Annotated in this window: 16 protein-coding genes; 6 read left to right on the forward strand and 10 right to left on the reverse strand. The window is 49.2% G+C overall.

The annotated features are described in order from the left end of the window. The first annotated feature begins 21 nt into the window (after positions 1-21). Positions 22-3435: a 3-keto-alpha-glucoside-1,2-lyase-like domain-containing protein gene (locus tag BM030_RS15335; RefSeq protein ID WP_090974486.1), complete on the forward strand. Its 3414-nt coding sequence runs from the start codon at positions 22-24 to the stop codon at positions 3433-3435. Positions 3436-3508: 73 nt separating this feature from the next. On the opposite strand, the gene dapA is transcribed toward BM030_RS15335, so the two are convergent. The 6 genes from dapA to BM030_RS15365 all read right to left on the reverse strand — a co-directional run bounded on the left by dapA (position 3509) and on the right by BM030_RS15365 (position 9692). Beyond that, on the reverse strand, positions 3509-4390 hold the full coding sequence (gene dapA / locus BM030_RS15340; protein ID WP_090974487.1) for a 4-hydroxy-tetrahydrodipicolinate synthase: 882 nt from the start codon (positions 4388-4390) through the stop codon (positions 3509-3511). Between the two features lies 1 nt (position 4391). Continuing rightward, entirely contained in the window at positions 4392-4928 is a 537-nt protein-coding gene (locus BM030_RS15345; RefSeq protein WP_090974488.1) for a DUF6913 domain-containing protein, read from the reverse strand. 5 nt (positions 4929-4933) lie between these two features. Beyond that, positions 4934-6967 (reverse strand): NAD-dependent DNA ligase LigA, encoded by a 2034-nt coding sequence (ligA, locus tag BM030_RS15350; RefSeq protein ID WP_090974489.1) that lies wholly within the window; start codon positions 6965-6967, stop codon positions 4934-4936. 18 nt (positions 6968-6985) lie between these two features. Beyond that, positions 6986-7720 (reverse strand): hypothetical protein, encoded by a 735-nt coding sequence (locus tag BM030_RS20065; RefSeq protein ID WP_211657626.1) that lies wholly within the window; start codon positions 7718-7720, stop codon positions 6986-6988. A 77-nt stretch (positions 7721-7797) separates the two neighbouring features. Beyond that, entirely contained in the window at positions 7798-8829 is a 1032-nt protein-coding gene (locus BM030_RS15360; protein ID WP_090974490.1) for a glycosyltransferase family 2 protein, read from the reverse strand. Beyond that, the gene (locus BM030_RS15365) at positions 8826-9692 is read right to left on the reverse strand and encodes a lysophospholipid acyltransferase family protein (RefSeq protein ID WP_090974491.1); all 867 of its coding nucleotides are present in this window, start codon (positions 9690-9692) and stop codon (positions 8826-8828) included. The genes BM030_RS15360 and BM030_RS15365 overlap by 4 nt, the downstream gene beginning before the upstream one ends. 84 nt (positions 9693-9776) lie before the next feature. Between BM030_RS15365 and BM030_RS15370 the strand changes: the two genes are divergently transcribed. Together BM030_RS15370 and BM030_RS15375 are read left to right on the forward strand one after the other, a co-directional pair. Next, a complete protein-coding gene (locus tag BM030_RS15370) occupies positions 9777-10388 on the forward strand; it encodes a WbqC family protein (protein WP_090974492.1) in 612 nt (203 codons plus the stop codon). A gap of 61 nt (positions 10389-10449) precedes the next feature. Continuing rightward, positions 10450-11109, forward strand: a complete 660-nt coding sequence (locus BM030_RS15375; protein WP_139215911.1) for a hypothetical protein — start codon at positions 10450-10452, stop codon at positions 11107-11109. Here the strand turns inward: BM030_RS15375 and BM030_RS15380 are convergent. Continuing rightward, positions 11098-11739 carry a hypothetical protein gene (locus BM030_RS15380; protein ID WP_090974494.1) on the reverse strand — a complete coding sequence of 214 codons (642 nt, stop codon included), beginning with the start codon at positions 11737-11739 and terminating at the stop codon, positions 11098-11100. The two genes, BM030_RS15375 and BM030_RS15380, sit on opposite strands and share 12 nt — an antisense overlap. Before the next feature lie 140 nt (positions 11740-11879). Here BM030_RS15380 and coaD point away from each other — a divergent pair, with 140 nt between their 5' ends. After that, the gene (gene coaD / locus BM030_RS15385; RefSeq protein WP_090974495.1) at positions 11880-12362 is read left to right on the forward strand and encodes a pantetheine-phosphate adenylyltransferase; all 483 of its coding nucleotides are present in this window, start codon (positions 11880-11882) and stop codon (positions 12360-12362) included. Between the two features lie 11 nt (positions 12363-12373). Here coaD and BM030_RS15390 read toward each other — a convergent pair whose 3' ends face one another. Further along, on the reverse strand, positions 12374-12985 hold the full coding sequence (locus BM030_RS15390) for an NUDIX hydrolase (RefSeq protein ID WP_090974496.1): 612 nt from the start codon (positions 12983-12985) through the stop codon (positions 12374-12376). On the opposite strand from BM030_RS15390, the gene pyrE reads away from it, so the two are divergent. Continuing rightward, entirely contained in the window at positions 12984-13649 is a 666-nt protein-coding gene (gene pyrE / locus BM030_RS15395) for an orotate phosphoribosyltransferase (protein WP_090974497.1), read from the forward strand. The two genes, BM030_RS15390 and pyrE, sit on opposite strands and share 2 nt — an antisense overlap. 16 nt (positions 13650-13665) lie before the next feature. Continuing rightward, on the forward strand, positions 13666-14064 hold the full coding sequence (locus tag BM030_RS15400; RefSeq protein ID WP_090974498.1) for an SRPBCC family protein: 399 nt from the start codon (positions 13666-13668) through the stop codon (positions 14062-14064). A gap of 82 nt (positions 14065-14146) precedes the next feature. Here BM030_RS15400 and BM030_RS15405 read toward each other — a convergent pair whose 3' ends face one another. Continuing rightward, a complete protein-coding gene (locus BM030_RS15405) occupies positions 14147-14908 on the reverse strand; it encodes a superoxide dismutase (RefSeq protein WP_090974499.1) in 762 nt (253 codons plus the stop codon). A gap of 103 nt (positions 14909-15011) precedes the next feature. Beyond that, the gene (locus tag BM030_RS15410) at positions 15012-15722 is read right to left on the reverse strand and encodes a DsbA family oxidoreductase (protein WP_211657627.1); all 711 of its coding nucleotides are present in this window, start codon (positions 15720-15722) and stop codon (positions 15012-15014) included. Positions 15723-15727: the final 5 nt, after the last annotated feature.

Below are 15727 nucleotides of genomic sequence, written 5' to 3' on the forward strand. Positions count from 1 at the left end.
AACATAAGTTCAAAAGAATCCATGAAGAGATCCATCATATATGCGCTTACAGCGTTTTTAATAGTGCCGGTGACGGTGTATGCCCAGCAAGGCGATAACCGTACCACAACGACCAAGATAGCCGATTTGCTTGCTCTACAGCCCGCGGAAACCACAGAACGTTTCCATGACGCCATGCAACAGCTCGAACGGTTTTCTGCCGCTGAAATCTCCGCATTACTTCAGCAGTTAACCCCTCCGGGTACCGATGGCAACACGGGGGCGGTTTATGCGGCGAATAGTTATAGTTATCATGTGCTGAGCCCGGGTAAGACGCTTCAACGGGCAGCATTCATCGAGGGTGCGTTGGACGCGCTGGAAGTGGTAACAGACAAGGATGTAAAGGGGTTTATCATTCAGTTGCTTCAGAATGCAGGCGACAATTCAGCGATTAATACGTTAAGCGCGTATCTCTATGATACCTATTTAAGCGAAAAAGCTGCACGTGCCCTTGCACGTATTGGTTCCGATGAGGCCGGATCTGCGTTATTGAAGGCATTGCCAGAGGCAACAGGAATTGCCGAAATCAATATCATCAATGCACTTGGTTTCATCGGTTACCAACCAGCAGAGGCCGCTATATTACAAAAGGCGAACACAACGGATCAGAACCTGCGCCGGGTTGTTATATACGCTCTTTCGGAAATTGGGGGAACGGCTTCCGCGGCGGTATTGGAACAAGCGGCGAGTGCCTCGGGTTATGCGTATGACCCGACAGGCGCCACAGGGGCGTATGTTCATTATATCGGCAGGCTGGCGGAAAACGGCCATGTTGCTGCGGCTCGTAAAGGTGCCGCAAGGCTTTTCAATGCTGCCAGCACCGCCAATCAGACACAGACACGAATTGCAGCGCTGGATGCCCTTACCGCGATTAACGAAGAACGGCAGGTAAAGGCACTGGTAAAAGCAGCAAAGGATGGCAATGGCGTATATCGGAATGCCGCACTAATGTTGCTGACACCTTATATCGACGGACGTGTATCCTCGCGTCTGACCAGGGGATTGGCTAAGGCCGACAGCAGGGTTCAAGTGGATATCCTGCATTACCTGGGTAGCTGCAACCAGGTTTCCGCGCTTCCTGAGGTTAAGAAGGCATTAAATGCAGATGATGCCGCGGTTCGTCTCGCTGCCGTTGAAGCCTATAACAAATTGGCCGGCGATGCAGCCGCCCAAGTGCTGCTCGACCGGCTTGCTGCAAGTGACGAAGATACGCAGGAGGCTATCAAAACACTGTTGTTGACTTCAGAAAACAAGGAGCTTCCGGTTTTGGTTACTCATACACTGGCTGAGGCTAAGGATCCAAAGATTCAGGTATTGTTGCTTGACGTGCTTGCACAGCGTGAAGCCGCAGAGAGTATGCCGGTTATCCTAAGCTTGATCCAAGGAAATGCGTCAGCCGAAACCAAGACGGCCGCTTATCATGCGCTGCCCCGCGTGGCCCGCCCGACAGATCTGGATAAACTGTTGGAACTTTTGCTCTCCGGGGGCAATGAACATAATAAAAAGGTGCAGGAAGCTTTAGTGTCGTCGGTCACTCGGAGTGCCGACAAAGGGGCATATACCCAACGTATCATTGACCGCTTGAATGCCGCGGATGGTTCTCAGAAATCCCGTTTCTTCCCTGTGCTATCCGGAATAGGCGGCGACACGGCGCTGGCGGTGGTATCCGGTTTTACCGAACACCGTTCGGATTCAGCGTTGTATGGTGCTGCGGTTTCTGCTTTGGCGAATTGGACAGACGCTGCGGCGTTGCCCCGGTTAGTTGAGTTAAGTCGGGAAAAAACGCTGGGTGCGAATAGGTTAGATCAAGTGATTAAAGGATTAGTGCAGAAAATAGGCATGGCCAACGTGCCGGCTGAACAGAAAGTATTGCACCTTCGTGATGCATTCGAGGTATCCAGGACGGTCGACCAAAAAAGAGCGATTTTAAAGGCATTGGAAGCTTACAAAACGTATAATGCATTGATGTTTGCCGGCCGGTTTTTGGACGATGAACAACTTAAGTCGACAGCCGCGAACACGGTGATGAATATTGCGCTGGAGGATAAGCGCTTCTACGGAGCAGATGTAACCGCATTGTTGAATAAGGTAATCGGATTACTGTCGGGAAGTGAAAGCAGTTACCTGCGGGAAGCCATCCAAAAACACCTTAATGAGCTTCCGAAGGGGCAGGGGTATGTTTCCTTGTTCAACGGGCAGGATCTGGAAGGATGGAAAGGGCTGGTGGCCAATCCCATTAAGCGAGCTGCGATGGATGCGAAAACCCTGGCCGCTGAGCAGAAAAAAGCAGACGAGGTGATGCGGCAGGGGTGGTATGTGGCGGATGGCGTACTGCATTTCAACGGGAAAGGCGATAATATTGCCACGTTAAAGCAATACGGCGATTTCGAGCTGCTGGTGGATTGGAAGTTGGCTAAAGAGGGCAAAGACGGCGATGCGGGTATTTACCTGCGGGGTACTCCACAGGTGCAGATATGGGATACTTCGCGCGTCAATGTTGGCGCCCAGGTCGGTTCGGGCGGATTATACAATAACAAAAAGCATGAAAGCAAGCCGCTGAAAGTAGCTGACAACCCTTTAGGCGAATGGAATACGTTTCGGATAATCATGGTGGGCGACAGGGTGACGGTATATCTCAACGGCGAGCTCGTGACAGACAGTGTAGTGCTCGAAAATTATTGGGATAGGAGCCTCCCGATATTCCCGAAGGAACAGATAGAATTACAGGCCCATGGTACACATGTCTCTTACCGCGATATCTACATTCGGGAACTGCCGCGAAAAGAGGTGTTTAAACTGTCCGATAAGGAAAAGGCAGATGGGTTCGAGGTGCTGTTTGATGGAACCGATTTATCGGCATGGACCGGTAATACCACGGCATACCAAATCAGTGAAGAAGGTACATTGGCTATATACCCGACGAAAGGCTCGGGGGGCAATCTGTACAGTAAAGCGGAATTCGCCGATTTTATCTATCGATTTGAGTTCCGCCTAACGCCGGGAGCTAATAATGGAATCGGCATCCGTACTCCAATGGAGGGCGATGCCGCTTACGTGGGCATGGAAATACAGGTGCTTGACGACGGCGCCGATATGTATAAGAGTTTGGCGCCTTACCAATATCACGGATCCGTGTATGGCATTATACCTGCAAAAAGGGGATACCTAAAGCCTGTGGGTGAGTGGAATGAGCAAGAGATTTATATTAAAGGTAACCATATCAGGGTAACGTTGAACGGTACGGTGATTGTGGACGGTGATTTGGCTGAGGCGACCAAGAACGGTACGTTGGATGGGAAAAACCATCCAGGCTTAGCGCGTAAATCCGGACATATCGCGTTTCTGGGACATGGCTCAGAGGTGCATTTCCGGAATATCCGGGTAAAGCGGTTGTAGTTCGATTCGGTTGTTTGGATCGAAAAGGCCGGCAGCGTAATAAACGTTGCCGGCCTTTTCTGTCGAATTATTTCTAGTTTTCCACTTGCTCCAATTCACGGTCAATGCTGGCCACCAATTGCTCGCTGGCTTCCACCAGTGGCAGCCGCACACGGGTACCACAGATTCCCATGCGGGCAAGGATAGCTTTTACACCGGTAGGGTTACCTTCTGCAAAACACAGTTCGGTAATACGCAGCAATTTGCTGTGGATAGTCCGGGCATCCTGGTAATTTCCTTCCAGGCAAAGACGGGTAAGCGTAGCCACTGCAGCGGGAAAGGCGTTCCCAACAACCGAAATTACACCTACAGCGCCCAGGGCCATCATCGGTAGCGTCGCCGGATCATCGCCGGAAATCAAAAGAAAATCTTCTGGTTTATCGCGCATGATTCTGCTGAACTGATCAATACTGCCTGATGCTTCTTTGGTGCCGACAATATTGGGAACTTCCCGGGCAAGCCTGACCGTCGTCTCGGCCGAAACGTTGCTGCTTGTCCTTCCCGGAACATTGTACAAAATGATGGGTAACGGCGATGCCGTCGCGATGGCTTTATAGTGCTGATAAATGCCTTCTTGGGTGGGTTTATTATAATACGGACTCACAGACAGGATGGCTGAGTAGCCGCTGGTGTCAAATGTCTCCAATTGATGTAAGGCTTCGGCGGTGTTATTCCCTCCAATTCCCGCAACCAAAGGAATGCGGCCGTCTGCCTTTTCGGCGGTAAACTGCCACACCGTTTTACGCTCATCCGCTGTTAACGTAGCCGTTTCACCGGTAGTTCCCAATGAAACCAAATAATCCGCGCCGCCCTTTATCTGGTGTTCTATAAGCTGCGCGAGTGCGTCATAATCAACCGTTCCGTCTGTATGAAATGGGGTTACCAATGCTACCCCTGCGCCGTAAAGCTCCTTCATGTCATTGTATTTTTCCTAAATAATGTTTTATTGCTGTTAATAATGTGGTGCTGTTCCCCAATTCGCCCTTTATCATCCATCCATAACCATCGCTAAGCACGCGGTTATACCGCCCGATACGGAATGCCGCCTTGGCCTTGATGGATGCATAATCCAGTGGCAGGCAGGTATCATCTGCGCACAGGTTCAGCAAAAGGTCAAAATTAACAGAAATAAATGATTTTATCGCATGCCCTTTGGGAATGAAGTTCCAGGTTAGGTCTGCCGGCCCCAACAGTGTCAAGTTGAGCTGGGGTGGGATATCCATCCCAAATTCCGAAAATCCTAATATGCTGCAGGTTTTGCCGTCTTTCTGAAGTCGGTTGGCCAGATCAGTTATCCACGCCAAATCTTCATACCGCTGCAACGGAATCAATACGGCGATGTGTTGGGCCTCCCGATAGCTTACTGAACGCGGCGGTATATCGGACTGCTTTTTCATTGTACGACACAGCCACTGCTTCCCGGTTTTATGGCGTATAGCCACTAAAAAACGCATAATGTTCAATCCGTATGAGCCATTAATTCGAGCAGGGCTGCTTCGGAGATAATCGGTATCCCCAGCTTTTCGGCCTTCGCCAGTTTTGCCGGTCCCATTTTATCGCCGGCGACGAGGTAGTCCAGCTTAGCAGAAATACTGCTCAGCAATTTCCCGCCGTAGCTTTCAATCAGTGCAGTCAGCTCTTCCCGGCTATATTGCTCAAACACACCCGAAATTACAAATGTTTTGCCCGCCAACGAATCACCGCGACGCTCCGAGACCTGCTCAGTGATAGCCAACTGTAGCCCATGTTGTTTTAGGCGCTCCAACTGTTCCCGGTGCACGGTATTGGCAAAATATTCCGTAACGCTTTCCGCTATACGCTCGCCGATTTCATATACCGATTCAATTTCCATTTTGGAAGCGGCGGCCAGCGCATCAACGTTTTTGAAATGGAGTGCCAGTTTTTTGGCGATGGTTTCGCCCACATAGCGGATACCAAGGGCAAACAAAACCTTCTCAAACGGCTTGTCCTTGGACTTTTCAATGCCTGCCAGCATATTTTCGATGGACTTCTGGCCGAAACGCTCCAGTTTCACCAAGGTTTCCCGATGGTGCTTGAGAGCATAGATGTCTGTGATGTTGTGAAGCAGGCCCTGTTTAAAGAGCGTTTCAATGGTTTCATTGCCCATGCCCTCGATATCCATGGCCTTCCGGCTAATGAAGTGCTGCATCCGGCCTACAATCTGCGGCGGGCACCCTTCATCATTCGGGCAGTAATGCACGGCCTCGCCCGTCTTACGCACCAAGGGTGTGCCGCATTCGGGTTCAGGGCATACAACCGGGTAGACGATGCGCTGCGCTTCGGGTGGGCGTTTCGTTAAATTCACCCCCATTACTTTCGGAATGATTTCGCCGCCTTTTTCCACATACACCGTGTCACCGATATGCAAATCAAGTCGCTCGATTTCATTGGCATTGTGCAGGCTGGCCCGCTTTACGGTGGTTCCTGCCAATAATACGGGAGCCAGGTTAGCTACCGGTGTCACCGCACCTGTACGGCCCACTTGGTAACTCACCGATTGCAGTAGGGTTTCTACCTGTTCGGCCTTGTATTTATAAGAGATGGCCCAACGGGGCGATTTAGCGGTGAAGCCCAATTCTTCCTGTTGGCCATAATCGTTTACTTTAATGACAATGCCATCGATATCGTAACTAAGTCCGTGCCTGCCCTGTTCCCAGGTGTTGACAAATGTCAGCACTTCATCAATGGATGCACACCGTGCGGTATGTTCGCATACCGGAAATCCCCATGATTTTACGGCTTGGAGGCTTTCCCAGTGATTATCGAATAACCGGTTGCGTTTGTCGCTATACAGGAAATAGAGAAAACAGTCCAGTGGTCGCCGGGCTACCTCTGCAGAGTCCTGAAGCTTGATGGTACCTGCCGCAAAATTACGCGGATTGGCATAAGGCATCTCACCATTTTCGATACGTTCGTTATTAAGCCGTTCAAACGCTGCGCGGTGCATGAAAATCTCACCCCGTATTTCGAACAGGTCCGGGTACCCGCTCACCTTCAATCGGTTGGGAATGGACTTTATGGTCCGTACATTGGCGGTAACTTCATCTCCCTGAATACCGTCGCCCCGGGTGACGGCTTGCTTAAGAACCCCGTTTTCATAGGTAAGGCTGATGGATAAACCATCAAATTTCAGCTCGCATACGTACTCGAAATCGTCGCCAATAGCTTTCCGTACACGCTCGTCAAAATCACGGAGTTCCTGTTCGCTGTACGTATTGCTCAACGATAGCATGGGCCAGCGGTGGCGAACGGTATTGAAACGCTGCGTAATGTCGCCGCCGACTTTCTGAGTTGGGGAATCCGGATCCAAAAACTGAGGGAAAAGCCGCTCTAATTCTTCCAGTTCCTTTAGCTTTTGGTCAAAATTGTAATCTGAAATCGTCGGTTTGGCCAAAACATAATACTGGTAGTTATATTCGTTGAGTTCGCGGGTAAGCTCCTCAATACGGATAGCTGCTTCTGCTGGTGACATGGCAGCGAAAATACGAATTTATTCCTCCAACTTACTCCATATTTCATAAATAGGGTTACCGGTGGAGCTCAATCCGGAGTGGTGCCATTGTCCGTCTTCAATTTTTCCATCGAATGTAAGTGAAGCACCTACGCGGCTGTTATCGCGTGAAAAGAATTCGATATGTTCCGTGTATTTGCCGTTTTCGAAGGTATACGTGCCGCCCCCCGTTCCTGAAAATTCGCCGGTTTTGATATTGATGGCCACCCATTGGAAGCGTTTGCCGCTCAATATCTTCAGCGTACGGCGGTCGCGCAGCGGCATTTGGCCCATGTCTTCGCCTTGTTTCCGTCCGGTAATACGCCATACGCCCGCCATCGGCCCTTCATTACTGTCAATCCGGCGCCAGGCGGCCCGTGTTCCCGAGAGGTTTGTCGTTAATGTGCCGCTCACTTTGTATTCAAATGTGCTGGGCTGGCCCAGCCAGGTAGCTATGGGAGTCTTATTTGCAACATTTTCCGTATCGTACTGCCAGGTGATGATGAGTTTATCACCCTCGGTCGTATAGGTGCCGCCTCTGGTTGCTATGAACTTTTTGTTTTTAATGTCAAATGTGCTATGTGATACATAACCGTCTACGAACACGGCGGTCTGCTCGATTTCGCCTTGTTGCGTATGCCATGCGCCTGATAAAGCGTCGGCCTGAAGTGCATTGCTGTTCAAGCTGGTCAATAAGCCAACCATTACAAAAAAAACTGGGACAGGACTTTTCATGTGGTTATTAAGGGTTTGTTATTCTTACGCTTAAAAATACAACTATCCTCAAAAAAAGTTGTAATGTATTCGGGATGTTACAAAAAGCGCTTTGCGTTGAGCTGACTGAAACGGGTTTTTGCCGACATGTAGAATGCCCAAACAATGCTTCCACGATACCAGCCTGTGTCATTTGGCGGGCGGCTATACGATACTCTTTTACGGGCAGTTTTAAAGAAATCCAGAAAAAAACGTTGGTGTGCGCGGCTTACGGCCCACGCATCGCGGAATCTACCAGTAAGAGCGAACCTGACCATCGCTATAAGGTCGATCCACATGCGGGCGAATATGGCCCACGTGGCTTTACCCACCGGAAGATTTTTCTGTAACGTGAACAAGCTATTGCGGAAGTTAAGGTATGTTTTTCGGGGGTTCTGGACGTCCAGGGTACCACCTCCCACATGGTAAACCACCGACTGCGGGCAGTAGCCGATACGGTATCCCATCCGCTTTAGTCGCCAGCAAAGGTCTATTTCTTCCATATGGGCAAAAAAATCCGCGTCAAACCCCCCGGATGCTTCCCAACAGGAACGCCGGATGAAAAAGGCGGCCCCGCTTGCCCAAAATATATCGCAGGGTGTATCATACTGTCCATCGTCAGGCTCAACCACATGGAGTATTCGGCCCCGGCAAAACGGAAAACCATAGCTGTCCATATAGCCGCCGGCGGCGCCGGCATGTTCAAAATAGTTACGGTGATAACACGATCGGATTTTCGGCTGTGCTGCTGCCATATCCGGATTGGCTTCCAGCAGAGCAATCACAGGATTAATCCAGTTTGGTGTCACCTCCACATCAGAGTTGAGCAACACAAAATAGTCAGCGTCAACCTGTTTCAGCACTTCATTATACCCGCCCGCAAAACCCAGGTTCTGCCGATTGCGGATGATCCGGACGGTTGGAAAGTGGGTGGTTACAAATGTGATTGAATCATCCGTCGATCCGTTGTCTCCAACCACAAACTGCACCTGTGGATAGGTACTGTTGTATACCGACGGTAGAAATTTCTCCAGGAAAAATCTACCGTTCCAATTGAGGATAACCACGGCTACTTTCGGATGCTGTTTCATGGTTTAGGTGTTCGTTTCCACCGCCGGTGTGACCACAGCCACAAATGAGGTTTTTGGCGTATGATGTTCTCGGTAAATTGATTGTAGACGTCCGTTATGCTGTGGTTAGCCATTTGCTCCGGGTGTTCCACCAAGGTGGTGAACGTGCAGCTGTAATGCCCGCGTTTAATGCGGTCGATATGGCAAAATACGACAGGGAAACCGGTCATCTTCGCAATTCTCTCGGCCCCCGTATAGACCAATGTATCCCGGTTAAGGAACCGGATAAAATAATCGGAATCGGCATGTCCGGGGGTCTGATCAGCCACAAATATGCTGATATGTGGTTGGTTCCGGTAGGCAACGATTTTGCGCAGTGTTTGTTTCATAGGGACCATGATGGCGTTGAACCGGCTTCTTATAGCGTTATAAATGGTGTTTACCGCCTGATTGCGCAACGGCTTGTAAATGATAAGCACGGGGTTGTCGGTGAGCAAGCTCAGCCGGTGGATACCCAATTCCCAGTTCCCATAGTGCGCCGTTACACCTACGATACCTTTGCCGGCCGCGAAATGCCTTTCCAATTCTTCGGGGTTCTGAATCGCCATACGCCGTTTTACCGATTCGGCACTTATGCTGCGCATCTTGATGGCTTCCACGATCAGGTCGGGCAGAAAGCGGTAGAACTGGCGGGCTATCTTCATCCGTTCTTTTTCCGTCTTTTCCGGAAAGGCACCGCGGAGATTTTCTTTTACTACTTTTTTCCGATAGGAAACCACGTAATATAGAACCACAAAGAGAATATCAGACAGGACATAAACCGCCCAAAAGGGCAACAAGGATATGACGTAAATAAAAAAAGACAGTACGTAGGTTTTTCGCATTACAGCCAAAGATCATGCATGACGCTGCAAATATCCTTAAATTTAAGTTATTTTGCAGGATTAAAAAGTAGATTTCTCGTGATAATGGATACCCCACTCGTTTTACCGGCATGTTACTTGCCGCCGATAGTTTACTTCCACGCCATTTTGTCGTCCGAAAAGCCGATTTTGCTGGATGGCTTTGAGCATTACCCCAAACAGACCTACCGTACCCGTGCGTCGATTTATTCGGCTAACGGAAAACTTGATCTCATCATACCGGTACACCGGGGTAATTCCGGTCATATTCCGATGCGCGACGTGCGGATCAATTACGAGGCCGATTGGCAGCGCTTGCATTGGATGAGCCTTCAGACCGCATACCGCAGCGCCGCTTATTTCGAATACTACGAGGATGATTTCGCGCCATTTTACCAGCAACGGTATGAACGGCTGTTTGATTACAATGCGGCACTACTCGAATTGCTGCTGCGGCTCCTGAAGATAGACCGGCAAGTCGGGTTTACCGACAGCTATCGCCAGGACTATGCGGCTGAGTTGGACTTCAGGCAAGTTATTCATCCGAAAAAGTCATACCCCGAAACGGAGGTACATCCATATTACCAGGTGTTCGGAAACAAACACGGCTTCATCCCGAATTTGAGCATCGTGGATTTATTGTTCAACCACGGTCCGCAGAGTAAAAGGTATCTATGAGGCCTAAAACTTTTTGCCGGATTGTTTGTTTTTAGGCCTGTTAACCAATGGCAGAAACCGTATGCAGCTATTGAAACGATGTTTTCCGTTTTTCCTATTATGTTGTGTGTTCACTGCGGCCGCAGTGGCACAGGAAGGCAGCGACACCCTGCATCACCGCAAGGTGTATGTAACCAGCGGCCTTGGATGGGGGCTGGCCGTCGGAGCCACTAACGACATATTGAAGGCTAAATTTTCCAACAGTCTGGGGCTGGATATTTCGTTGAGAAACCGTCATTACTTTGTTTATCCATCACTTGATTTCCTGGCGTTTGAATATAATCAGCACGAGGATGATCCGCAGTATGCGCACCGGCTGGAGCAGGGGAGAAGCAACTTCTATGTACTTAATCTTGCGGGTGGGATGCGTAAGCAGCTCGGTAAGCTTAATGTCTACGCTTTTGCTGGTCCGGGAGCTGCCGTGGTGGTAGAACCACGGGCGCGTTTGTCGGCCGCGGATCAAAAGATTGTCATTGAAAATAAAAGCCAGTTTACACCTACCGTCCGGGGCGGGATGGGGGCCGATTACCGGATTGGCGGATTCTTTCTGTTTGCGGAAACCGGCTGGCTCCATCATTTTAGGAATATACAAAAACGCCCGGTCAACATCGTCTCCCTCTACGGTGGGTTGAAGACGGATGTGACCAGGCTCAAAGACAGTGCGATCGGATTATTTCGCTGAAACGCTGAGTTCGACCACCTCAACATCGATGGAGTCGAATAGTTTATGAGACGACTTCAGCTCTTGTTCGGGCTTTACTTCGTCAAGCAAGCGCACATCCACGGCCCGTTGTTTGACGATGTCCAATTTACCTCCCAAGCAGGGATTGTTGGTTTCGAGATCCCCGCCGTTGAAGCTCGTGATAACCGCAAATCCATCTAAACTATTGTAAAAATTGGTCATCGTAATCGGCATGAAATTGTTGTATTGCTTCACTTCATTCAGCGTTGAACCCACTCTCAGGCCTTCAGCGGTTTGGTACGGTCCGAAGTTGTTAGCAACGGCAATTTTCGTGATGGTGTTGTACGGTTCCTGCTGTTCAGCCCAATATACGGTAATTTCCTCCGCTTCATTGGGGAACACCCTGGTGATGTGTACCGTGCTGCCGTCTACCTCTGCGGTACCGTTTTCTAGTTTGTCGGCACCGATGGCACTATCCAATGCGGCGTATGAGTAACTGAGTTTAACCGGGCCGATCCCCTCGCAGGTAATGGCATTTGGGTCTACAGAGGCCTCTTCTTGTTTCTTTTGCCCTTGTTGGCAGGCTGTGACTACCAAACCGATTAGGGCGATACTGAGCAGTTTGTTCATGGTGATTATAATAATAAGTTTACTAGTTTGCCGCTAAATTAGAAAAATAAACCGGTATTGGAACAATAAGAAACGAAAGATGGGCGTTTGCTTGTGTCTGATGGTCAAAATACCTAATTTTGAGAAAAGAAAAATAATACATGAACATCGCCGTTTTCCCCGGTTCTTTTGATCCCATTACCAACGCACATGTCGCCATTGTTGATAGAGCGCTGGGCCTGTTTAACAAGATTTATGTGGCAGTAGGGGTTAACACCACAAAAAAGGGTTTTTTTGATCACGATCGGCGTCTGGATATCATCAGGGAAACCTTTTCAGGTTATGGCGGGGCTGTGGAACCGGTACGGTTCGAGGGATTAACGGTCGATTTTTGCCGCAAAGTGGGGGCACGCTATATTTTAAGGGGCATGCGCAATACGGCCGACTTCGAATTTGAAAAGGCCATCGCCCTGAATAATGCCGTGCTCGCACCGGATATCGAAACGGTGTTTCTCATGAGCAGCAGTGGACTAGCCCATATTTCGTCTACCATTATCAGGGAGATATTGACAAATAACGGTGACGTCAGCCAACTCGTACCGGCAGCGGTAACAAGAGCGATGGAGGAGAGAGATAGCCTATAGCCGAAATCTACTTATTGTTGAATCGTATCTAATATATCTTCTATTAAGGGATACGTATTTTCCCTGATTTTAGTGAATTTTTCTTTGGCTAACCAGATTGCTTCCGTAATATCTTCTTCAACCTGGGGCTTAAGTTTGGGAATTTTGTTTACGCCCATCTCATACCAGTTGGTTTTTTTGAGCACCAATTCGCCTTTCATCTGGTACGCATGGTAGGTAGTTAGGATCTTCTGCCCCAAATAATCCACTTTAATGCCGCATTCTTCCGATACTTCCCGCACCGCTGCCTTCTTCATGGATTCGCCTTCATCCACTTTCCCCTTTGGCAGATCCCATTTGCCAAGCCGGTGTATGAAAAGATAACTGCCCTCCCCATTCTTTACCAGGCCGCCCGAGGCTTTAATTAATCTGACCTTTTTTTTAATTACATGGAGAATCTCTTTGGGTTTTTCTATTAAAATGAAAAATGTGACAAAAAAACCACTGCTTTTTGTTTGTTTGAAAAGTTTTTCAAAGTCAAATTCTTGATGGTCAATTGTTTGAAAGTTGGTAAGGTTTTTGGGTATAAAATCTGCCAAGACGAGAACAGATTGGTTCATATAAATTTTATAGATTTGCGCCATGAATAATATGAATGAGGTTGCACAAAAAGTTGCCGAATCATTATTGCAAATTAAAGCAATTAAATTACAACCCAAAAAACCTTTTGTGTGGGCTTCGGGTTGGAAATCTCCGATTTATTGCGATAACCGTGTAACTTTATCCCATCCTCCTATCCGGACGTACATCCGTCAAAAGCTGTCTGAATTAATCCAAGAAGAGTTCGGTAGTGTGGAGATGATTTCCGGTGTGGCTACGGCTGGTATCCCTCAGGGCGTATTGGTAGCGCAGGATCTGGGATTGCCTTTTACCTACGTACGCAGTAGTTCGAAAGATCATGGGCGCAAAAATCTGATTGAGGGCGAGGTGGTTAGCGGGCAGCGCGTTGTTGTTGTCGAAGACCTGATTTCCACAGGAAAGAGCAGTTTGAAAGCGGTACAGGCGTTGCGCGACGCTGGTTGCAACGTCGTAGGCCTGGTGTCCATATTCACCTATGGGTTTAGTGACGCGGAGAAGAATTTTGCAGAAGCCAAATGCCGTTACATCAGTCTGTGCGATTATGAAACGCTTCTTGAAGTGGGAGCGAAGCACAATTATATTTTAGCTAAGGATATTGATGTCCTTAAACAATGGCGTCTCGATCCGAGTAACTGGGACGTTCCGGCCAATGCAGGAGCGGATCAATAGGCCTTTTTGAAGAAAGATGACGGTAATCGAAAGTAAGGTAACGCTGAAGAGGCCGGTAGCCGAGGTGTATACTTTTTTGGCCGACTGCAATAATCATGAGCAGTTGATGCCCGAAAATGTAAGCGGTTGGTCGTCCACGCGTGATGAGGCGCGTTTCACCATCCAGAATATGGCCAGTCTGGCTTTGAAGGTGGAAAGCCGTATGGAAAACAGGGAGGTGGTGTTTGTGCCGTCGGAGAGAGCGCCTTTTGACGTGACCCTCCGGTGGCAGGTTCAGCCGGATGGCGAATACCAAACGCAGGCCAGACTGACCATAGAAGCAGAACTTAATATGATGATGAAGATGGTGGCCGCCAAACCGTTGCAGAAACTGGCGGACTTCCAAGTGGAAAAACTACGGGCCGTATTAGGCTAACTTGACCGGTACAGCGGATATAAGAAAAGCCGATGAATTTTCATCGGCTTTTCTTATATCTTAGCAATTACAGCGTCTATAGTTAGGCGAACTGCTCGGCAACAAAGTCCCAGTTCACCACGTTCCACCAATTGGTAATGTATTCAGGACGCCGGTTTTGGTAATGCAGGTAGTACGCATGTTCCCATACGTCAAGACCCAGCAGCGGCTTGCCCGTCAACTCGGCGTCATCCATCAACGGGTTATCTTGGTTAGGCGTGGAGCCAATCTTTAATGTGCCGTTATCGTCAACAAGCCATGCCCAGCCCGAACCAAAGCGACCGGCACCCGCTGCGGCGAATTGTTCCTTGAACTTATCGAACGATTCAAATGAACTGTTGATAGCGTCCATCAGTTTACCGGTGGGAGCATTGCCGTCCAACGGTGCACGAAGCGATTTCCAGAAAAAAGTATGGTTCCATGCCCCGCCTCCGTTATTGCGCACTTTTGCCGAAAGTTTGGAGATGTTGGCAAAAAGCTCCTCCGGAGTGGAATAGCTTACCTCTTCGGCTTTGATGGCCTCGTTTACGTTATTGATATACGAAGTGTGGTGCTTGGTGTAATGGATTTCCATGGTTCTGGCATCGATGTGCGGTTCCAGTGCATTGTACGTATACCCCAGCGGCTCCTGGGAAAACTGCAGTGGCTCAGCATCATCTGTGGATGAGCCGCCCGATGATGAATTCGGTGAACTGCACCCCACCAATGTATTCAGGGGGTTAACCCCCAGCGCTGTGGAGGCGACAGTTGCTGCCGAAATGCCAATAGTAGTACGTAAAAAATTCCTTCTGTTGGTAGTTGCCATAACGGTGAGCGATTTTGATTTATAGCTTAATTACACCAAAAGTAGGAATTTGTTTTTAAATCCAAGGAAATCAATTGGCTTTTTATCCGCCTATGCACAAAAATCAGTCACAGTTCCCGTTAGGGCTGCATGACGGGCCGTCGGTCACGTCCAATGGAACTTTGGGGTTTTCTATGCGCCACGCCGCAAATGCTTTTTGAAGCGTCTGCAAAAACACTTCCGGTGGTTGTGCGCCCGACACGGCATATTGACGGTTAAACACGAAAAACGGCACGCCGCGGATTCCCAGGTTCCGGGCTTCCTGAATGTCCTGGGTTACTTCGTGAGCAAAAAGATCGCTATCGAGCATCGTTCTGGCGGCGGCTTCCGCTAAACCGGCATCCTTGGCCACCGCGATAAGCGTATCGTAGTCACTGATATCTTTTCCGTCAGTAAAATGTGCGCGGAACAAGGCTTCTTTCACGATATTTCCCCGGTTTACCGATTGGGCCAGGTGTATCAGGCGGTGGGCATCCCAAGTGTTGGCTACAATGGCGCGTTCGAAATTCAGTTCCACACCGGCTTTTTTCCCCGACAGGGCGACATCTGCGGTCATTTCCCGCGCTTGCGCAATGCGGATGCCTTTCCGCTGGGCCAGGTATTGATATGTGTCGGCATAGGTGACACCCTTGGGCAATTCCGGATCCAGTTGGAAGCTTTTCCATTCCAGTTCAACGGCGTCTGACTCGCTAAACCGCGCCAGCGCTGCTTCAACGTTATGCTTGCCAATGTAACAAAACGGGCAAACAATATCTGACCAAACTTCAATCTTCATCTGAC

This window comes from Parapedobacter composti (assembly GCF_900112315.1).
Classification (GTDB): Bacteria; Bacteroidota; Bacteroidia; order Sphingobacteriales; family Sphingobacteriaceae; genus Parapedobacter; species Parapedobacter composti.